The organism is Pseudomonas sp. AC136, assembly GCF_979258585.1.
Window position 1 is genome coordinate 5,103,417 of sequence record NZ_OZ409865.1, and the last position, 18,740, is coordinate 5,122,156.

The 18,740-nt window shown below is 57.4% G+C and carries 19 protein-coding genes; 9 read left to right on the forward strand and 10 right to left on the reverse strand.

The features are described 5' to 3' along the window. Positions 1-79 precede the first annotated feature (79 nt). The 3 genes from ACZZZU_RS22855 to ACZZZU_RS22865 all read right to left on the reverse strand — a co-directional run bounded on the left by ACZZZU_RS22855 (position 80) and on the right by ACZZZU_RS22865 (position 3,975). Positions 80-1,639 carry a hypothetical protein gene (locus tag ACZZZU_RS22855; protein ID WP_463551888.1) on the reverse strand — a complete coding sequence of 520 codons (1,560 nt, stop codon included), beginning with the start codon at positions 1,637-1,639 and terminating at the stop codon, positions 80-82. 459 nt (positions 1,640-2,098) lie between these two features. Then, positions 2,099-3,094, reverse strand: a complete 996-nt coding sequence (locus ACZZZU_RS22860; protein WP_463551889.1) for a hypothetical protein — start codon at positions 3,092-3,094, stop codon at positions 2,099-2,101. A 110-nt stretch (positions 3,095-3,204) separates the two neighbouring features. After that, positions 3,205-3,975 carry an SDR family NAD(P)-dependent oxidoreductase gene (locus ACZZZU_RS22865; protein WP_463551890.1) on the reverse strand — a complete coding sequence of 257 codons (771 nt, stop codon included), beginning with the start codon at positions 3,973-3,975 and terminating at the stop codon, positions 3,205-3,207. Positions 3,976-4,427: 452 nt separating this feature from the next. Between ACZZZU_RS22865 and ACZZZU_RS22870 the strand changes: the two genes are divergently transcribed. Then, positions 4,428-4,844: a hypothetical protein gene (locus tag ACZZZU_RS22870; RefSeq protein ID WP_463551891.1), complete on the forward strand. Its 417-nt coding sequence runs from the start codon at positions 4,428-4,430 to the stop codon at positions 4,842-4,844. A gap of 77 nt (positions 4,845-4,921) precedes the next feature. Next, on the forward strand, positions 4,922-5,521 hold the full coding sequence (locus tag ACZZZU_RS22875; protein ID WP_463551892.1) for a hypothetical protein: 600 nt from the start codon (positions 4,922-4,924) through the stop codon (positions 5,519-5,521). A gap of 194 nt (positions 5,522-5,715) precedes the next feature. Here the strand turns inward: ACZZZU_RS22875 and ACZZZU_RS22880 are convergent, their stop codons facing one another. From ACZZZU_RS22880 to ACZZZU_RS22890, 3 genes are all read right to left on the reverse strand, one after another. Continuing rightward, complete coding sequence (locus tag ACZZZU_RS22880; protein WP_463551893.1) at positions 5,716-6,396, reverse strand: putative signal transducing protein; 681 nt, start codon at positions 6,394-6,396, stop codon at positions 5,716-5,718. Positions 6,397-6,736: 340 nt separating this feature from the next. Then, entirely contained in the window at positions 6,737-7,111 is a 375-nt protein-coding gene (locus tag ACZZZU_RS22885; protein WP_463551894.1) for a hypothetical protein, read from the reverse strand. Between the two features lie 230 nt (positions 7,112-7,341). Continuing rightward, positions 7,342-8,238: a LysR family transcriptional regulator gene (locus ACZZZU_RS22890; RefSeq protein ID WP_463551895.1), complete on the reverse strand. Its 897-nt coding sequence runs from the start codon at positions 8,236-8,238 to the stop codon at positions 7,342-7,344. Between the two features lie 144 nt (positions 8,239-8,382). On the opposite strand from ACZZZU_RS22890, the gene ACZZZU_RS22895 reads away from it, so the two are divergent. Then, positions 8,383-8,937, forward strand: a complete 555-nt coding sequence (locus ACZZZU_RS22895) for a hypothetical protein (RefSeq protein ID WP_463551896.1) — start codon at positions 8,383-8,385, stop codon at positions 8,935-8,937. Further along, positions 8,930-10,375, forward strand: coding sequence for an MFS transporter (locus tag ACZZZU_RS22900; protein ID WP_463551897.1), 1,446 nt, complete (start codon positions 8,930-8,932; stop codon positions 10,373-10,375). The genes ACZZZU_RS22895 and ACZZZU_RS22900 overlap by 8 nt, the downstream gene beginning before the upstream one ends. A 37-nt stretch (positions 10,376-10,412) precedes the next feature. Here ACZZZU_RS22900 and ACZZZU_RS22905 read toward each other — a convergent pair whose 3' ends face one another. Continuing rightward, the gene (locus tag ACZZZU_RS22905) at positions 10,413-11,081 is read right to left on the reverse strand and encodes a TetR/AcrR family transcriptional regulator (RefSeq protein ID WP_463551898.1); all 669 of its coding nucleotides are present in this window, start codon (positions 11,079-11,081) and stop codon (positions 10,413-10,415) included. Positions 11,082-11,164: 83 nt separating this feature from the next. Here ACZZZU_RS22905 and ACZZZU_RS22910 point away from each other — a divergent pair, with 83 nt between their 5' ends. From ACZZZU_RS22910 to ACZZZU_RS22925, 4 genes are all read left to right on the forward strand, one after another. Next, a complete protein-coding gene (locus tag ACZZZU_RS22910) occupies positions 11,165-12,646 on the forward strand; it encodes a flavin-containing monooxygenase (RefSeq protein ID WP_463551899.1) in 1,482 nt (493 codons plus the stop codon). Beyond that, entirely contained in the window at positions 12,643-13,560 is a 918-nt protein-coding gene (locus ACZZZU_RS22915) for an alpha/beta fold hydrolase (protein WP_463551900.1), read from the forward strand. Before ACZZZU_RS22910 ends, ACZZZU_RS22915 begins: the two co-directional genes overlap by 4 nt. Next, positions 13,557-14,378, forward strand: coding sequence for an SDR family NAD(P)-dependent oxidoreductase (locus ACZZZU_RS22920; RefSeq protein ID WP_463551901.1), 822 nt, complete (start codon positions 13,557-13,559; stop codon positions 14,376-14,378). The genes ACZZZU_RS22915 and ACZZZU_RS22920 overlap by 4 nt, the downstream gene beginning before the upstream one ends. Before the next feature lie 242 nt (positions 14,379-14,620). Next, complete coding sequence (locus ACZZZU_RS22925; protein WP_463551902.1) at positions 14,621-15,151, forward strand: DUF1569 domain-containing protein; 531 nt, start codon at positions 14,621-14,623, stop codon at positions 15,149-15,151. Between the two features lie 149 nt (positions 15,152-15,300). On the opposite strand, the gene ACZZZU_RS22930 is transcribed toward ACZZZU_RS22925, so the two are convergent. Then, positions 15,301-15,729: a helix-turn-helix domain-containing protein gene (locus tag ACZZZU_RS22930; RefSeq protein ID WP_463551903.1), complete on the reverse strand. Its 429-nt coding sequence runs from the start codon at positions 15,727-15,729 to the stop codon at positions 15,301-15,303. A 194-nt stretch (positions 15,730-15,923) separates the two neighbouring features. Between ACZZZU_RS22930 and ACZZZU_RS22935 the strand changes: the two genes are divergently transcribed. Then, positions 15,924-16,385: a RidA family protein gene (locus tag ACZZZU_RS22935; RefSeq protein WP_463552178.1), complete on the forward strand. Its 462-nt coding sequence runs from the start codon at positions 15,924-15,926 to the stop codon at positions 16,383-16,385. Here ACZZZU_RS22935 and ACZZZU_RS22940 read toward each other — a convergent pair whose 3' ends face one another. Both ACZZZU_RS22940 and ACZZZU_RS22945 read right to left on the reverse strand, forming a co-directional pair. Then, a complete protein-coding gene (locus ACZZZU_RS22940; protein WP_463552179.1) occupies positions 16,386-17,345 on the reverse strand; it encodes a LysR family transcriptional regulator in 960 nt (319 codons plus the stop codon). Between the two features lie 354 nt (positions 17,346-17,699). Beyond that, positions 17,700-18,614 (reverse strand): LysR family transcriptional regulator, encoded by a 915-nt coding sequence (locus tag ACZZZU_RS22945; protein ID WP_463551904.1) that lies wholly within the window; start codon positions 18,612-18,614, stop codon positions 17,700-17,702. Between the last annotated feature and the right edge of the window lie 126 nt (positions 18,615-18,740).

Here is an 18,740-nt window from a genome sequence, read left to right on the forward strand (position 1 = left end):
CTTAGGCTGATGGCTGCCCCCTTTGTTCGCTTTTAATAAATCCGCCCCCTTTGTTCCAAACCTTCCTCATTCGTTACCTTCAAGCTGGTGCGTTTTCGACCCGCAATGACACTGCACCGTGCTCCTTCAGCAGCTTGATAAGCTCCTCCATTCCATGGCTAGCTCCTTGACGCTCAAGGTGATGAAGTAGGCTTGCTATACCAGCGGCTGAAAACGTTTCAACCGCTTCGGGCGAGAGGTTCGCACGGAGCGTTGCATGTTGTACTAGGCCGCTTCCCCGTCCGCCGGCGGCGTTAAGGTTGACTCCATGCTCGATAAACAGCGAGGCGAGCGCCAGACGCAGCGCAGCCCATTTGTTGTTATCTGCGCAAGACGTGGTCATAAGCATCAGAAACAGAGGCCCCTCGTACTTAAAGCAGCTACCGCTCTGGTAGTAGAGGGAGGTTTTGCAGTGCATGTTGGGATCGAGCCCATGGGTCAGCAGTAGCTTGAGGATTCCCAGAGTCGCAGCGGTATCTTGCTCGCTAGTCGGCCTGCCAGCCTCGTAGAACGAGAGGGGATAAAGGACCTCGTTCTGAAAGAACATAGGCTCCACCCAATCACTGAAGTTCGCACCTGCCAGCATTAGGCTAAGTGCGACATGGGGCTTGTGGCTAACGGCGACAAGGGCGGCCGGGTGCCCCCCAACGAGTTCGTTTGGGGAGACGCCGTCCGCTAGCAACTGTTCGATGGTTTCAGCTCCTCGACCACCATGGATAAGATGCTCTAGCCGGTGGGAATCGCTCTGAGATTCCGGTGGCAGCGCCTTGCCCCCATGCCGTTCTAACAGCTCGACAAGTTCTGGCCGGTCGTCGAGTAGCGTGTAAAGGAGCGAGCCTTCCTGGTAGGGAAGCTGCTGGTTGATGTCCACACCCGCCGCAATTAGCAAAGCGGTCATGGCTGGCTCTTTGTAAAAGCCCCGGGCAGCCGTCCAGACTTTGTTAAGGTCGGCACCACTGGCAATAACGCCTTTGAGCAAGGCGTGGCGGTCGCTCAGACTTTCCAGTTGGGAAATGCTGTACGCAAGCTCAAGGGGATAGGCTTTGGTCACATTCAGGTCTACACCAGCGCTCAGAAGCGCGGTGACAGTTTTATCCAGAAAGTGCTCGCAGGCGAGAACGATGAGGGGGCGCCCATTGAAGCACGTGTTAGGGTCGAGGCCGCCCTTTACCAGCGTGGCGAGAGGCGCGTCCCGTTGCTCTTGTAGGAAGAAATAGGCCTGGCCTGCCTGATCGAGGTTAGGCTTTGGAAAGGCCTTGGGCGCAATCTTTTTACCGCGGTGATAACACAGCGCTTGGGAGCTGCCAGTCTGGGTGTATTCCGCGTATATCCGAATGAATTCAGGCCCCAATTCGTGCAGCGCCTGAATCTGCTCCTCGCTCGTGGTGTCTAGCCCGGATGCGACAACGACGAACACCAGCAAGTTGCCATAAAGTGCCGGGCTACGCACACAAGGCTGATCCCAGCCTCCTAGAAACGGCTGCAATGCACTGTCCTCAACACCGATGCTGTTCTGCACCTTTTGCAATTCGGCAAGCAGCGGCAGAAGTTCCTCTGGCGTCGGGCTGAGACACTCGAATTTGAAGTGGTTTTCGGACATAGTTTCTTCCTTGAAGTGGGCTGTCGACCTAGCAAACGCCCCGCCATCCTAGCCATCTGGAAGGTTCTGTTGCAACGGGTGGCGGTGCTGAGATTTCGTTGATTCTCCGCGTTCGCTCGTGGCCGTTACTTGCCAGTCGTGACCGGCCGCCAACGGCTAATGGCGGTCCTTCGAAAGCGATAAGGGGACAGATTCATTTTTCTACTCGAAACGTCCCCTTCTGGCTTTTCGCAGACGGTCACGACAGGCAGCTATCGGCCAGAAGCTTTCGCCGTCGGACTGTCGTCATCGACTATTCCATTCTTGAAATAGCGGCGCGCTTTTTGGGGCCGTCATTATCAAAAACCTCATCCCCCGCTGCCATGAACGCCCGCAAAAACTCATCGGCCGCTCGATCAGTTTCCTCACTCTCGTCCAACGCTTAAACGCAAATGCAGAAATGGATTAACGATCACGCGTTTAGTCAGTAAGCGTGGCCAACACCTTTCCGTCCCTGCGCTGCACGATGGTCTTAGGCGCTACCGCCTGTGAGCCGTCGGCGCCCGGAGGCGGGGTTATCAACCAGGCATCCGCATAGTCTTCCCGAACATGCCGCGGATTGAAGCGGATAGCGCTTGCCGCCAGATACCGGCGCTCTGCGAGTGCCGCATCGTTCGAAAGCACCGCACTTTTGACTTCATAGAGCTTTCGCTCTGCGTCGAGCGCAATGCTGGCATCCGCAAGCTCGAAACTATCGATACGCACCGGCACGCCTTCTGGCGTATCGAGAACCCAGCGGTCGGAATCTACAAACCCATCGGTATAGACATTGCCGGTGGAAGCACGGAGCGACGTGCCTTCGGGGAAGGTGATGCCATCGACTACATTGCCCTTGGCAAGCGTACAGCTGCTGAAAGCCGAAACGCCGCCATCAGGCTTGAGCTCAAACTCCACCGGTTGCATCGCATTACACCGCCAGCCGTTTTGCATCGTCGTGCCGTGGCCGGTTATCCGCATGTTCTGTGGCGTGAAGCCCACAGTTTCGTATTTTTCGTTGGTTTGAATCGCGATGTAGCGGGCTACTTCGATGGCATCGATGTCGAGCATACGCACAGGGCTTGGAAATACGGCTCGCTTGAAGGATTCCGGTTGTTCCGCAACGGCTAACTCGAGTTTTGTGCCTTTGGGCATGTCGATGTGGCCAAGGCGCATCGGCTCTACTAGTTCCGGGCGATAACTTGCCTCTCTCTGCCGTTCAGAGCTACGCATCTGAAGATAAAAAGCCGCGCACTGCCACAGGGTAAAAAGCGCACACGCGGTGATAAGCGCGTAGGGCAGGAGGACGGGGCGGCGCCAGCGACCTGTGGAATATCGAACCACCAGCCTTATCGTCCACCCGAACCAGAAAACCGTCGCGGCGAAGAAAAAGGCGAGGTAAAGCAGTAGTTCGACTGAGGGCAGTGCAACGGGGATCATGCGAGCCAAAACTTCCTGAATGGGAACAAAGGGGAGTGGGAACAACGGGGACAGCTGGTCGGACGAGGCAGGGCGGGCTGACAGCTCTTAACGTTCAGCGATTAAAAGAATCACCAGGCAATGGGTTTGTCGTTCCAGTCCCAGAAGGTTCCGCTGTCGGACGGCCCATGCTTTCCTACCACATCAATTATGCAAGCCGCTGAGAAAGCCGGTTCGAACAGTTGGCCATCAGGCACGTTCGCCTGGAAGGGTTGAGACAGCTGCGTGTCAGTCGTGCCTGGGTGTATTGCCAGGACAGTAGAGGCAGGGTTCAGACGTTTCAATTCGATACTGGCCGTATGCAGCAACTGATTCAGCGCGGCCTTGCTGGCCCTGTAGCTGTACCAGCCACCCAGTCGATTGTCGCCAATAGAGCCAACTCTCGCCGAGAGCGCCGCGAAGGTAGAAGGTTGTTTGCGCAATAACGGGAGTAGGTGCTTAAGCAGCAGGATTGGAGCAAACGTGTTGGTCGCAAAGCTTGCTTGCATGCTCGCAAGGGTAAGTTGAGACAGGCCCTTTTCTGCTTTTGCGCCGTCCTGATGAAGAATGCCCAGGGTACTGATGACAAGGTGCAGATGAGCGCATCGCTCAAGCGTCTCGCTCACGAGTGCTTCGAGGGATTGCTCATCGCGCGCGTCGCAGTCGACTCGCTTCAAGCGTTCGCCATACTGATCTGCAAGCTCTGCCAGTTCAGCGCAGGTGCTAGCTTTTCGCGCTACTGCCCATACCTGAGCCACATCATGGCGCGCGAGCAAAGCCCCGCACAGCGCCAAGCCGATGCCTCGGCTGGCGCCGCATATCAGCACATGGGCTTCGCTGTTCAGTTCGGGTATCAAACTCATAAGGCACCTTGAGCAACATGGCGGAAATGTTGATGACGTCGGACCGCTTGTTATGACTGCTTCTGGCAGATGAATGCCGGTCACGACAGGCAGTTATCGGCCAATAGCGGACGTTTACTTCGCGTAAAAGCTCAAGCAGCGTACAAATACGCTCTCGCTCGCAGAAAAATTAGAGCAATCCCTATGGTGAGAAAATCGTCCTTAAGGGTGATCGACAGTCTGAACGCTGTTGTCTAGTTTCAAAGTCGCTTAAAAGCCTGGGTGCTGTTGGCTTGACCATAGGCAATGAAGCCCTCGGCAGCCCCCCTAGTTGCTCAACTCATTCTCATGGAAGAGTAATGTCCCCTGTCCCCACTCTGCCCTGTTTCGCCGCACTTGTGATGTTGGCCCTCGCCGGCTGTATGCAGACTTATAGCCCACCTGTAACAGGCTCCGTCGCGACGCTTCGGTTAGTGACCGAGATGAACGACGGCGGCAACATTCCAGCTGTGCAGTACGAACAAGCAGATTGTTCCGATCACCCTGAAAAACGGTTCGCCTTTCTCAACTCCTACGCGCTGGGTAATACCTTTAGCCACGAAGCCGTCACTAGGATTGCTGCCGGCAAACCGTTTATTTTTTCGGTGTTTGCGATTCCTGTACAGGACGTAGCAGCTGAGGGGGCCGATTTGGTTGTCACTCAAGGCTACTGCGCGCCAGTGATGAAGTTTCTGCCCGAAGAAGGCGGGTCTTACTTGGCCGTGCACCGGGCTAGTCGCCAGGCGTGCTCCATTGACGTGTATCGAATCGATGGCGTCACCGGGCGGCAAACACCGGAGCGATCTGCCGTAAAGAACACCCAGTGTTCTCAGACACTTAAACAGCAGTAATAGCGAACGACGGCTTGGAGGGGCTGCCTGAGGTATTCAGCCGTCTTTCACATTGGAATTTACCGCAAGGGATGATGATGGAACGTGTCTTAGCTATCGCGCTCGCCGCAGCTGCTCTTGTTGGATGCACTACCTCTTCGCCACACACGCCTGCCATCTCGACCACGTCACAAGTTACCAATTTCGAGACTCCCGGCAACTTGCAGGCTAACGCACCGATAGGTTGTGTGCCTATTTCTGAGGTGACCAACGAGCACACGCCTGCCGACATCTATCCAGGCATGGCTGCGTGCATCAAGGCAGCGGATTACGAGAAAGCGGCACAACTGTATGCAGTCGCGGGAGCCTTTGGCCGCTTTGACCAATTGCGCGTATCCGACAGCACGGCTCGGCAGGCCATAACCGTTTTACAGCTCAAATATGCGGATGACTTGACGAAGGAACAACGCGACACCTTCGTCCGCACGGTGCAATTGATGTTAAGCCCAGGCTCCAGCCAACTGGCCACGTTGTGCTCGGCCGTAGAGCGCAAAGGCCCACCGGACTATCTTCCGGCTTACATGATCCAACACGGAATTGGCGCTTTCTCCGCGCAGACATCCAACGGGCTAAAGTACGGATTCGACTCAGATAAAGGCTGGAAGGATTCGTTAACCGGCTATCTGCATTGCAGCTAAGCGAATTGGAGCGAAAAAGGGGACATATTTCTTTGCTCTAGTCGTCCGCTTCTGGCCGATTGCAGCCGTCAGCGAATGGCAGCTGTTGGCCGATAGCACCCAGTCCCGGACGCGAGTTTGGGGAAAAAGGGACAGATTTATTAATCGACTCTAGATTAAAGCATTCAGATAAATGCCCCGCTCCTTGCCAATCTCTAGCGGCAGTCCTGCCTATCAATATCAAATCTATTAAGCTGCCGACCGTTTTCTGTCGAATAAACATACCTAAGCGTTAACCCCATGCTCAACGGTGAGTTTCTACCATTCTGGGCAGCGCATAGTTGTTCCACCACGGAAGCACGCTGTGCGCTGAGATCAAACTCCTTCTCGTACGTCTCGAAATCAATGAGTGTCATATTTAGGGCAATAACGTAGTCGTCAGTGAATGTAGCCTTGGTCAGCACAGTGATTTCATCGACCTGTATTGGCGTCTTCGCGTTGATTTTTTCGACCTCTGCGCTCGCCTGCTCGGCTAGCGACGCCGCGTGAAACGATGCCGGCCCGATACCGACAATCCACTTTCCTGTTGCGCCAACCGCGATGGCTAACAAGATGACGTACCGCCATTTGAAAGTTTTTTTTGTACTCACGTTGGGGGTTTCGTGCGCTTGCTCGGCGATCAGGTCTTCGCTGAAGTCGGTCGCCAGAATGACGCGGGCTTGCTCGACGTAGGTGTTTGGCACCTGCAGTCGGACGCCGCCCATGGCGTTGGAGTAGAGCCAGTCGGCGGTGATGGTGTGTTCATCGGCGACGAACGCTGGAATGCCTTCGGATTCCAGTTTGGCGCGGGCGACGTGCGCTTCGATGGCTAATGAATAACGAGCGATGGTTATCATGACGTCCCTGTCTTATCGAGGCTGAAAAGGCGGTGCTTTAAGTGGGACGCCGAACGTCCCTGGTGCGCGCGGCATACTCTATATGAAGCGCTTATGCATCCTTGCGGCTAACGATGCGGGTTTTTTACCCCAGGAGGCAAGCCGTACGGTATTTGGCCACGGAGTCGATCACGCGCTGCGCCCAGTTTTCGTCATCGGGGCGCACAACAACCACGTGCGAAAAAAGCGAGAGATTTGTTTCTCTGCTCTAAATGTCCGCTTCTGGCCGAAAGAAGCCTGCCGCGACAGGTAGCTATCATCGGTAAGAGGCAGGGCTTAGACGTCTGCACAAAAGCTTTCCTTACCCCACATTACTCAAGGGCTTAGCGGACAGCCTGTTCCAAAAAGAAGCGCAGACCGCTGCAAGGAATATAAACGGCAGAAAAGAGAGGACGGCTTGAATATAGAAATGCAGGAACCATGGACTGGAAATGAAGGAAAAAAGCTCTGCTACTTCGCTTTCAGGTTCCTTGCGCGGAGCGTCGGCCAAAGTCTGCTGAAATTCCTCTTCGCTCAAAATATCAAACTGCTCATCCGAAAGCGCGGAGACATCGACAATCCGTTCGCCAAATCGCTCTGTTTCCTTAGGCCCTGACATTTCCATGGTTAGCGCCGGGGCGACGAAGGAGAACAGCAAGCTGACGATGGCACAGCGTAAAAAATCCAGAGCTTTCACGGGGTCTTCCTTGAAGTGTGAGGTTTGCTTGAACGTGTGATTTCGGGTTCGGCCTTCTGGCGCCCCGAGTATTTATCCTGCCTAGACGTACTCAATGTTAGCGTGATGCAGAGCGTTCTTAAACGACCGCTTTTGGCCGTTAGCAGCCTGCCGCGATGGGCTGCAAACGGCTAGAAGCACACTTCATCGTACTGCCCGATAAATTCACTGTGGGCACACTGTAAGCGCGCCTATTCACGCCGTCCGCAAACCTCCAGGATCAAGTTTCGGAGCCATTGATGAGCGGGATCAGCGCTGAATCTCGGATGCCAAAGCAATGAAACGCTGAACTGCGCAACAGGCAAAGGCAGCGGAAAACTATGCATGCCCTCGCGCAAGCTCGCGGTATGGCGTTCGGGAACACTGGCGATCAGATCTGACCCGCGGGCCAGCCCCAGCGCGATCGAAAAGCCACCGACGATCGTAACGATCTTTCGCTCCAGTCCGAGGGGCCGCAGCTCGTCATCTATGGGGCCTTTATCTATCCCTTCCCGCGACACGGAGATGTGCATACCTCCTGCGTACTTTTCCGGCGTAATTTTGCCGCGACTTAGCGGATGCCCGGCTCGTACAACACCCACGTATTTATCCCTGAACAAAGACTGGCCCCTCAGTTCGGGAGCAGAGGCCAGATTTATAACGCCGGTTTCGAGATCAACGACTCCGTCCCGTAATGGCTTACTGTCTTTGTCTGGCTTGTGCATAAAGAACAGCCGCACTCCCGGAGCCATTTCTCCAATACGCGCGATAAGCGCGGGGCCAAAGTTTTCAGCAAAACCTTCACTGGTTCTGATTGCGAATGTCCGGTCGAGTTTTTTCAGATCGAGAAGCTCGGTTGGGCGCAAAACTTCTTGCGCATCGCGAACAAGCTGAGCAACACGTTCACGCAGTTCGATCGCCCTGGGAGTAGGAACGAGCCCACGTCCGGCCCTTACCAATAGTGGATCACCTGTGGTTTCTCTAAGTCGCGCAAGTGCCCGGCTCATCGCCGACGGGCTGAGCCGTAGGCGTTTGGCTGCGCGCGTGACGCTACCTTCAGCGAGCACCGCATCGAGGGTAATGAGTAGATTGAGGTCCGGATTTGACATGGTTGTATGGTAGCCCAGCTCGTTCGATGTATGGCGTCAGGCGCAACAATAAAGTGCAAGCCGTGCGCCTTCCGCCATGCCTGGAAGCTTCATACAGTTCGCTGCATCGGCAAATGTGTACCGATGCGGATGAAGAGGTGGTGTATGAATTCGTTAAGCAGGTTTGTTGAGCGTGTCCAGTCAGTCTGGGGCCCGCTCAGCTCTGAAGTGGTCGCAGGCTGCCAGCAGCAATTAGGTGAGCTCGTAGAAACGCCTGTCACCGAACCGTGGTTGAGCGACCTCCACCAGCAGGCATTGGCTCAGCAAGAGCTGTATCGAGATCCGGTAAACGGTTTTTTGCTGTTGGCGCACACCGAACCTGAAGGGCTCTACCGGCCGCCACATGATCACGGTCGTGGCTGGGTTATTTACGCGGTGCAGCGCGGTGAAATCGAGATGGGTAGCTATGCCAGCGTGCAGGCCCCGGATGGCCGGGTGAAACTGGTAAAGCGCGGTTCCACCCGTGTGAGCGCCGGCCAAACGCAGGTCTATCTGCCGGGCGATATTCACGATACGCAGTGCATCTGCGGACCGGCTTTGCTCTTTCGCTTCACCGAGCGGGATTTGAGGATTGAGGATAAACAGGCCCGCAAGCTGACACGGTACATCGAGCAGGGTGGTGATTGGGTTCCGCAAACCGGCGCACTGCGCAATGGTTGACATCGTGCCGCGCCGCCCAGCCTCAAGAGCCGGTCGCCTCGGCACGCAGATTGAACGCACCGCCTCATTGGAGCATGCCGTCGAGGCGATATCAGTCGGCGCAAAACCGAGGCAGCTGGCTGCCGTTAGCTCAGTGCTGGCCGCCATGGTGCTAGTGGTGCTCAACGCGGCGATAGTCAACATGGCGTTGCCGGCCATCGCCCAATCGCTGGAAGTGACACCTGCGCTGTCCATGTGGATCATCACGGCCAACCAGGCGGCGCTGTTGGTGGCTTTACTGCCCTGTGCAGCGCTAGGTGAAGGCCTTGGTTACCGCAAAGTGTTCAGGTGGGGGTTGGTGCTTTTTCTGGGCGCCACGCTGATGTGTGCACTGGCCCCTACGCTGTATTGGCTTATCGCAGCGCGATTGCTTCAGGGACTTGGCGGCGCTGCGATCATGGCGCTCGCAGTGGCACTGCTTCGCCACGTGATACCGAGCCAGCAACTGGGCGCCGCCATTGGATGGAATGCGCTTGCGGTCGCCCTGTCATCAGCAGCAGGCCCCGCAATGGGCGCAGCAATTCTCAGCGTGGCAGCCTGGCCTTGGCTGTTTGTTGCGCTGCTTCCCTTAGGGCTCTGGGTGATGCTGGCGAGTCGGGCTTTACCCGCGGTGGACGGCACCGCGCGCGTACCCGATCTGTTGAACATTGCACTGAATGTCGGCGCCTTTGCTTCGCTGGTCATAGGCGCAAGCGTCATCTCTAGCCACCCTCTATCGGCTGCAGCATTGCTGGCCATCTCAGTTATCCAGATGAGGCTTTTGGTTAGGCGGGAAGCGCACAAGGCGGCGCCACTGGTTCCGCTTGATTTGCTTAGATCCGGCGCGTTCCGCATTTCAGTTATTGCCTCTGTGCTCTGCTTTGCCGGGCAGACTGCAGGGTTGGTGGCGCTGCCTTTCTACCTTCAGCACTGCCTTGGCCAAGAGGTGATGACAGCAGGCTTTTACATGATCCCCTGGCCGTTAACCGTCGCGCTGATAGCGCCATTGGCTGGTCGCTTTTCAAACCGATGGTCGCCCGCCTGGTCTTGTTTAATAGGCGGCATGTGTCTTTCGACAGGGCTCGCTGGAGCTGCGCTTTGGCCTCTGCAGGAAAGCCTCATGGCGCTTGTGCCATTGACCATGCTTTGCGGTCTTGGCTTCGGGCTATTTAACGTGGCCAATAACCGCAACATGTTCCTCTCGGCTCCGATAAGCCGAAGTGGGGCGGCTGGGGGAGTGCAGGGCACCGCTCGCTTGCTCGGGCAAACTGCTGGCGCAGTCATCATGGCGCTGATATTCGATCGGTTCCCTGTCGATTCTGCGCCTCAGCTTGCCCTCGGCGCGGGCGCTACGTTGACCTTGTTGGCGGCCCTGATTAGCACACTGCAAAGCAGACAGACATACGGCTACCCATCTTGAGTGTGCATCGCCCAGCAGCCGTCAAAAGAAACCGGCGCTATTTGCCGGGCGCTGTGTGCAGCTGGCTGACGGTTCCCAGGATCACCTTTACGTTGGATTCCACCACCAGCTCGATGGGCAATTCGTAGCGGCTGTGTACCCAGAGCATGCCGGTCTGTATGACTGCGCCGGCCAGTGCGGTGCCAACCAGCTGCATCTCCCGTGGGTCATGGGTCGTCACCGGCACGCCGGCGCGGCCCAGAAAATCCATCATCAGCGCCGCAAAATCAGCGACAGACTGCATGTACAAGGCATCCACCCGCGGGCTCACGCCCAGCACCTCGCTATGGGTGATTCGCGCGAAGCGTGGGTTGGCCATGGCTTCGAAGAAACAGGTCAGGCCGGCCCGCGTGCGCGCTTCCACGTCGGCGTCGGCGTCGCTCAACACTTCGCTCAAATGCGCTCGATAGTCGCCAATCAGGTGCTCGTAGCAGGCCACCAGCAAGTCTTCCATGGTCTCGAAAGACTCATAAAAGTAGCGATTGGTCAGGCCCGTCGTGGCCGTCAGGGTGCGCATGGTGGTGCCGTGGAAACCCACGGTGCCAAACAGTTCGATGCCCACTTCGATAAAGCGTTGGCGCCTGGCGGCTGCGCGCTCGGTCACGGCGATGCCGGAGTAGGTGCGCTCGGTCGAACTTTCGATTGGGAAATTGGCGGTGTCTGTCATTCGCGAATCGTACAGCGTTGACAACGCTCGTTGCCACAATCAGAGTAGTGAGAACGAACGTTGTCACAATAAGAGTGAGCCCCATGACCGAAGCACACCGTGGCCTTGCGCCTGTCGACGTATTAATTATTGGTGCCGGACTATCTGGCATCGGCGCGGCGTATCACCTGGGCAAGCAGTGCCCGACGCTGTCTTACACAATCATCGAGGCTCGCGCTGATTTGGGCGGCACCTGGGATCTGTTCAAGTATCCCGGCATTCGCTCCGACTCCGATCTGTTCACGTTCGGGTACGACTTCAAGCCCTGGGTAGGCGAAAAAGCCATCGCCGACGGCCCGTCGATCAAGGCCTACATCGCTGAAACCGCGCGCGAGAACGGAATCGCGCAGCACATTCGCTTCCGTCAGCGGGTTGTCGATCTCAATTGGCACAGCGCCAAACGCTGCTGGGAGGTCACCTTGCGCGAGGAAGACACGGGCGAGGAGGCAACTCTCGAAGCGCGCTGGATTTTCAACGCTGCCGGCTATTACCGCTATGAGGAGGGGTTTACCCCGGCCTTTGCTGATCAGGCGCTGTTCCAAGGTCAGATCGTGCACCCGCAGCACTGGCCCGAAAACCTGGACTATGCCGGCAAACGTGTTGTGGTCATCGGCAGCGGCGCGACCGCCGTGACCCTGGTGCCTGCGCTGGCGGAGCAGGCGGCGCACGTGACCATGCTGCAGCGCACGCCGACCTATGTGCTGCCCGTACCGTCCCGAGACCCGATTGCGCGGCGCATCCGCCCACTGTTGGGGACCACCATCGCTCACTCGCTGGCGCGTCGTTTCAATATTGCCAAGCAGCGTTGGGTGTACGCGTTCTGCCAGCGCTACCCGGTGGCCGCCCGCAAGCTGATCCGCAGCATGAACACCAAGATGCTGCCGGCCGGCTACCCCGTGGACGTGCACTTCAATCCGCCCTACAACCCTTGGGAGCAGCGCATGTGCGCGGTGCCCGGTGGTGATCTGTTCAAGGTGATCTCCAGCGGCGAGGCGTCTATCGTCACCGACCAGATCGAGCGCTTCACGCCCGCCGGTATCCAACTGCGCTCGGGCGAGCATATCGAGGCTGATGTGATTGTCACCGCGACCGGGCTGAACCTGCAGCCGTTGGGCGGCATTGTGCCGAAGATTGACGGGGTTCAGCTGCGCTTGGCCGAGCATGTCGCCTACAAAGGCATGCTGCTCAGCGGCATTCCGAATTTCGCCATTGCGGTGGGTTACACCGCGTCCTCGTGGACCCTGAAGATTGGCCTGCTCTGCGAGCACTTCACCCGCCTGCTCGGGTATATGGAGGAGCGCGGTTACGCCGTATGTACGCCCAAGGCTGACCCGACTATGGAAACCGAGCCGCTGCTGAATTTTGGTGCCGGTTACGTGCAGCGTTCGTTGGCGCAACTGCCGCGGCAGGGCAAGGCGTACCCCTGGACCATGTCGTGGAACTACGCGGCGGACGTAAAAATTCTGCGCAACGGTGAGGTCGATCACCCGGCGTTGCAATTTCTGCCCAAGGCGGTGACGCCATGAGCCTGGCCGCCCATAACGAACAGTTCGCCACGCTGCCCAACGGGCTGAAGCTCTGCTACGCCAGCCATGGCGATGAAGCGGCTCCCACCATTTTGCTTATCGTCGGGCTGGGGCTGCAGCTGGTCTACTGGCCGGCAACATTGATCGACCAACTCGTCGCCGGGGGCTTTCGTGTCATCTGCTTCGATAACCGCGATGCCGGCCGGTCATCCCGCATGGCGACGCCTCACCCAAGCAAATGGCAGCAGCTCACCGGCAAAGCGCCGGCGGGCGCCTATGGCCTGGAGGACATGGCTGACGACAGCGCGCTTCTGCTCGAACATCTGGGTATCGAGAGCGCGCACCTGGTGGGCATGTCGATGGGCGGGATGATTGCCCAGGCCTTGTCGTATCGCCATCCGCGCAGGGCCAGATCGCTGGTTTCCATTTTCTCCACGACGGGCAATCGCAAGGTGGGCCAGCCCGCAGCGTCGACCTTGTGGCGTATGGCGCGGGCCAAGGGGCCGCGTACAGAAGCCGACGCGATAACAAGCTTTCGTCAAACGATGATGCACATCGGCGATGCCACGGCCACCGGCGCTCACGCGTTGTGGGACAGCTACGCACGGCTTGCCTGGACGCGTAACGGCGAGCGGGCCGATGCCCGTGCGTTGTTCCGCCAGATCGGCGCTATTTTGAAGTCCGGCGACCGCACCCCGCATCTCACAACCATTCAGGCGCCGACCCTGATCGTGCACGGCGGCCAGGACCGCATGGTGAACCCCACCGGTGGCCTCGCCAGTGCACGGGCGATACCCGGCGCAAACCATGAAGTCATCGCAGACATGCGTCATCAAATCGATGCCCCTCAAGGTGAACGCCTTGCAGCGCTGATCCTCAACCACATTCACAGCCATGCAGGACAACAACAATGAAACTCGACAATCAGGTGGCAGTGCTGACCGGTGCAGCCAGTGGGATTGGTCGCGCATTGGCGACCGTGTTGGCTGAGCGTGGATGTCACCTGGCGCTGGTTGACCGTGATGAAGCCGGCTTGCGTGCAACCCTGGCCTTACTTCCACGGCGCGGCAAAACGTACAGCACGCACGTGGTCGACCTGGTTGATCGTCAGGCCATCCGCAACTTGCCAGGCGAAGTACTCAACATCCACCCGACCGTGCACCTGGTCATCAACAACGCCGGCGTGGCGCTTGGCGGCACGTTCGAGCAGGTGAGCGAAGAAGACTTCGACTGGGTCATGGACATCAACTTCCGCGCAGTTGTCGACAGCACGCGCGCCTTCCTGCCCATTCTGCGCGGCAACGGCGCACCGGGCCGTATCGTCAACCTGTCGAGCCTGTTCGGGCTGGTCTCGCCACCGGGCCAGGCCGCCTACAGCGCCAGCAAATTTGCCGTGCGGGGCTTTTCAAACAGCCTGCGCCACGAGCTAGCACGCACCCCGATCGGCGTCACCGTGGTGCACCCCGGCGGCATCGCCACCTCTATCGCCAACAACGCGAAAGCGCCGCAAGGCATTGATGCCCTGGAAATCGAACGGCATAAAAAAGAAATGAACAAAGTGCTGAAAATGCCTGCAGGAAAGGCCGCCCGCATCATCGTGCGGGCCATTGAAAGCGATAAGGGCCGGGTAATCGTGGGAGCGGACGCGTTGCTGCTGTCGATATTCGAACGCCTGATGCCGGTGAGCTATTGGCGCTTGGTGGAGCGGTTGATGAAGCAGCCGCAGCGTTAAGGATTAGCCGCGCTGTGACGGGAATAAATCCGTCCCCTTTGTCCTGCTACTCAGCGAGTACAGGGCGTGCGCCCAGCCCTCGCTAGGTGCACCGTGTGGGTAAAAAACACATTTGTATCCAGGCACTGTCTACCGCCGCACCGTCCTATATCATGGCGCGCCAATTGGAGGGGGGCTACTGCGAGCGCATGGTTTGCCCTGCGCCCTTGGGGCTGACACTGATCGCAGTTTATGGAGCTGGAATGAACAGACGACAAGTTTTGACGTTGGGCGCCATCGGCGGTGCGGCGGCGCTCGGCGCAGGTTTCTGGGCGTTGCCGACCGGCGACCGCGCGGGGGCGCTGAACATTGAGGGCGCGCAAGACCTATTGCGTACGCTGGAGGGCAAGGCGCTGGTCAGCGTTCAGGGCTGGACCCCGGCTGAAGTGTTTAACCACTGCGCGCAGAGCATCGAGTACTCCATCAGTGGCTATCCCGAGCTCAAACCAAGTTGGTTCCGCAGCAGCGTGGGCCCGCTGGCGTTCAGCGTATTTGCCGCGCGTGGGGCCATGCGGCATCCGTTGCACGAGGCCATTCCAGGTGCAGCGCCGCTCAGTGAACCGACTAGCCAAGCCTTGGCCCTCAGTCGTTTGCAGCAGGCCTTTAGCGATTTCAGCGAGTATCAGGGCGAATTGCAGCCGCACTTCGCCTATGGCGCGTTGAGTCATGCTGATTACGTTGAGGCGCATGTGATGCACCTTTATAACCACATGAGCCTCATTCGACCGGCTTGATCTGGCGTGCGAGTAAAGGCGAAACCCCCTGCGAATTGGACAGGTGGATAATGGCAGATGTGTTCTCTGCTCAATGTACTGTTTACTGACGTTGACGACAGGCAGCAATCGGCCAGAAGCAGTCACTGAGGAAAGTTAGATCGGCCGTCTTACGCTGGACGTACTATTTGGCAGCCAACCGCGTCCCCGCGCCAATTGCTCGGATTTGTGCCTTCAGCTTTCAGAAAAGAGCGGGAAAAGTGCGCCTGATCGCAAAAGCCGCATTCGGCCCCGATCTCCGTTAGCGTCTTTTCTGTTCGTACGATCATTTCCTTCGCCTGACGGATTCGATGCAGCTGTCGCCATTCCTGCGGCGACATTCCAGTGGTCCGTTTGAATGCTCTGGAGAAATGACTTCTGGACATCAGACATGCCTTCGCAAGCTCCGATACCGTCAGCTTGTTGCCGATATTATCCGCAATCATCCTTTTGGCCATGCGCTCCCGCCAGGAAGCCAACCCTCCGCCCGCTGGCACCCGTTTAGGCTCACTTAAAGGTTTGGATTTGGAACAACTGTCCGAGCGCGATGAGTTCGCCACAACAGAGTCTCCTGAAATGGTTGGCGGTGAGAACGCTTAAGTTAGCGGATGATCACAGCAGACATGTTTGCGTTTTTGCACTCTTCGTGGCGCTTTTTTGCGCCATTGTTGCTGCGTCAGCGGTGCTAGCCTTTTCGTCCCGACAACGCCGCTTTTCGCAGAACGAGGCGGCCTTTTTCAGATGGAGAAATGCGATGGCAGCAAGGCACTTGGACATTAAAGACACCGCGTACTGGGGCGTCCCATGGGAAGAAGCGTATGGGTATCCTCAGGTCCGAAAGGTAGGAAACGATATCTACGTGTCCGGGCAGTTCAATCACGATGAAGAGGGAAATCTGGTCGCGCCGGCACCGCTGAATGGCGAGGGTCGACCTAGTGATTTTTCGGCGATGGGAGAGCAAATGCGTACCGCCTACGACAATATTTCCAAGTTGCTGGCGTTATACGGAGCAACTCTGCATGACGTCGTTGAAGAGACACTTTTTGTGCTGGATATGGATGCTGCGTTCGCCGTCGTTGGCAGAGTTCGTAAAACTGCTTTCGGCACTGACCGACCTCAGTGCGCGAGCAACATTATCGGCGTATCGAGATTGGCGCAGCGTGCACAGCTGATTGAGATCGCCTGTAGGGCTGTAATTGGCGTCAAAGCCCAGTAGCTACTCGCCCCCTTCAAACTCGCCAACCCGGGTAGGTAACTGCCCTTCAATCAAGGCCTTTTGCTCGGCTACTGCAGCGGAGCAGAAGGCCATGAATGCCTTGACACGCCACGACTTGCGAATGTCTTGGTGGGTGAGCAACCAAAGCTCATCGTTCAGTTCGGCGACTGCTGCACCCACGCGCGCCAATCCAGGCGTTATGTCGCCTAGCATGCAAGGCAGAAAACCAAAACCCAACCCCGCCTCAATTGCGGCGCACGCTGCAGCAACTGAATCGGTTCGATAAGAAATATCATCTGCCCTAACTCTGCATTCGACATAACGTGCGGCTTTTAAATTGCAGAGGCTTGCGGAGTAAGAGACCCAGGCTTGGCCGTCAACGAACAGCTCTGGAAAAGATGTGAATGGAGTCAAAGCCCGGCCGTAAGGCGCCCACGCAATCGTTGCGAGCTTACGTCCGACAAGACTGTCTGCTGGTTTCTTCGTCGCCCTGACCGCGATATCAGATTCGTCGCGCGCCAGACTCAGTGTTTCGTTCCCCACGAGAACCTCTATTGCTATTCCCTCATTCGCGGCTTTGAAGTCAGCAATGATGGGAGTGAGAAAATGGAGCAGCAGAGAGTCGCTCGTGGTGATACGAATTTTGCCTTTGGTCCCTTTTCCTGAGCGGGAAATGCGTCGGGTGACGCTTACGATGTCGAGCTCCACACGCTCACTGAGTGCCTTCAGCTCTGCTCCCTCAGCGGTGAGCATGTAGCCGGAACACCGATGGTCAAATAACGAAATCCCGAGTGTGTTTTCGACCTGAGCCACACGACGAGTAACTGTAGATACGTTGACGCCCAACTTCTTTGCAGCTGCGGATCGGCTACCGCATTCGCTGAGCGTTTTGATGATGCGCAGATCGTCCCAAGCAAACTGGCTCAATGCATCAGGCGAGTCTAGTTTAGAGCTGCTAATTACAGACTTTGCGGATGGAGCGCCTTTTGCCGATTTCACGTCGAAGCCTTTCAAATATCCCGTTCGGTCATCATACGGAAACGGCTTGTTTGCGGGAACGCGCGGTGGGCCTTAACGATGTGCTCGTTACTACTTTGATCGAGCTGTTCGGTGATGACTCCGGATCGTACGTGCGCGGCGATAATCGCCAGCACTCAGTCGAAGGAAAAAGGGGACTGTTGGCGTAGTCGCGTGTTTCGACCGGACAGGTCTGGCTCTGCAAACTGGAGAAGGCCGCCTCCGGCCGATAGCTCCCAGTTCACGCACGCAGCTATCTGCCAAAAATCGACGCTCAACGCAGCGCATGGCGTCCCCTCACACCGCCGCAGTTGGATTGGCGCTTTGTTCCTGAAACACGGCGCTCACCCAGTCCACGAACACGCGGACATTAGGCGACAGGTTTCGTCGATCCGGAAACAGGACGGAAACCGTTTTTGGCTCCGTCGGTACGTTCGGTAGAACCTCTACGAGGCGCCCGCTATCGATGTGTCGCTGCAACGCGGGGCGTAGCGCCTGAACAATCCCGATTCCCGCCAGCGCGCAGTACAACAGGGCTTCGGCATTATCGACAACGATGCCGCTGCGCATTTTCACATCCGTAATCTTGCCGTCGACGATGAACCGCCAGGGCATGATCTGGCGGCGCTGTTTAACCATGAAGTTAACGGCCCTATGTTCCTTTAGATCGTCCAGCTGGTTTGGTAAGCCGTGTTTCTTCACATAAGCGGGAGCTGCGCAGGTAACCAGTGCGACCTCGCCTACACGCTTGGCAATCAGGCTCGAATCAACCAGATCACCAAGGCGCACGGCGCAGTCAATCCCTTGCTCAATCAGGTCATTGAGGCTGTCGGAGGTGCCTAAAGAAATCTCCAGGCCAGGGTAGCGTTCCAGGAACTCGGGCAGGCGGGGAATGATCACCGCGTGACCCAGTACGGTCTGCAGGTCGATATTGAGCTTTCCTCGCGGGGGGCGGGTCGGGGAGAACCAGTCCAGCGTTTCCGCCAGGTCGGCAAGCGTCCTCAGGCTGCGTTCGTAGAACTCATCGCCGGCCGGCGTGGTGTTCACTCTGCGCGTGGTGCGGTGCAGTAACTGCACGCCCAGTTCCTGTTCCAGATTCTGGATGACCTTGGACAGCGCAGGGCGATGGACATGGAGCGCTTCGGCGGCTTTTGTGTAGCTCCCACGCTCAACCACCGCCACAAACATTTCCATGGCTTCAATTAAATTCATCGCCATCCTCTACAGGGTTGTGCACCGGGCTGGGGGGCTTGGGCACAGAGGATGATAGCCGAGCAGGTTTACCTGACCCACCCGCATAACCACAAAAAAGCCACCGCTGTCAGAAGCAAACAGCGA

What these genes read in the sequence shown, in the direction of transcription:
- ACZZZU_RS22945 (WP_463551904.1), bottom strand. Translation starts at nt 18,614, where the DNA reads ATGAATTTAATTGAAGCCATGGAAATGTTTGTGGCGGTGGTTGAGCGT.
- ACZZZU_RS22875 (WP_463551892.1), top strand. Translation starts at nt 4,922, where the DNA reads ATGGAACGTGTCTTAGCTATCGCGCTCGCCGCAGCTGCTCTTGTTGGA.
- ACZZZU_RS22935 (WP_463552178.1), top strand. Translation starts at nt 15,924, where the DNA reads ATGGCAGCAAGGCACTTGGACATTAAAGACACCGCGTACTGGGGCGTC.
- ACZZZU_RS22900 (WP_463551897.1), top strand. Translation starts at nt 8,930, where the DNA reads ATGGTTGACATCGTGCCGCGCCGCCCAGCCTCAAGAGCCGGTCGCCTC.
- ACZZZU_RS22905 (WP_463551898.1), bottom strand. Translation starts at nt 11,081, where the DNA reads ATGACAGACACCGCCAATTTCCCAATCGAAAGTTCGACCGAGCGCACC.
- ACZZZU_RS22865 (WP_463551890.1), bottom strand. Translation starts at nt 3,975, where the DNA reads ATGAGTTTGATACCCGAACTGAACAGCGAAGCCCATGTGCTGATATGC.
- ACZZZU_RS22860 (WP_463551889.1), bottom strand. Translation starts at nt 3,094, where the DNA reads ATGATCCCCGTTGCACTGCCCTCAGTCGAACTACTGCTTTACCTCGCC.
- ACZZZU_RS22880 (WP_463551893.1), bottom strand. Translation starts at nt 6,396, where the DNA reads ATGATAACCATCGCTCGTTATTCATTAGCCATCGAAGCGCACGTCGCC.
- ACZZZU_RS22890 (WP_463551895.1), bottom strand. Translation starts at nt 8,238, where the DNA reads ATGTCAAATCCGGACCTCAATCTACTCATTACCCTCGATGCGGTGCTC.
- ACZZZU_RS22915 (WP_463551900.1), top strand. Translation starts at nt 12,643, where the DNA reads ATGAGCCTGGCCGCCCATAACGAACAGTTCGCCACGCTGCCCAACGGG.
- ACZZZU_RS22910 (WP_463551899.1), top strand. Translation starts at nt 11,165, where the DNA reads ATGACCGAAGCACACCGTGGCCTTGCGCCTGTCGACGTATTAATTATT.
- ACZZZU_RS22920 (WP_463551901.1), top strand. Translation starts at nt 13,557, where the DNA reads ATGAAACTCGACAATCAGGTGGCAGTGCTGACCGGTGCAGCCAGTGGG.
- ACZZZU_RS22855 (WP_463551888.1), bottom strand. Translation starts at nt 1,639, where the DNA reads ATGTCCGAAAACCACTTCAAATTCGAGTGTCTCAGCCCGACGCCAGAG.
- ACZZZU_RS22895 (WP_463551896.1), top strand. Translation starts at nt 8,383, where the DNA reads ATGAATTCGTTAAGCAGGTTTGTTGAGCGTGTCCAGTCAGTCTGGGGC.
- ACZZZU_RS22925 (WP_463551902.1), top strand. Translation starts at nt 14,621, where the DNA reads ATGAACAGACGACAAGTTTTGACGTTGGGCGCCATCGGCGGTGCGGCG.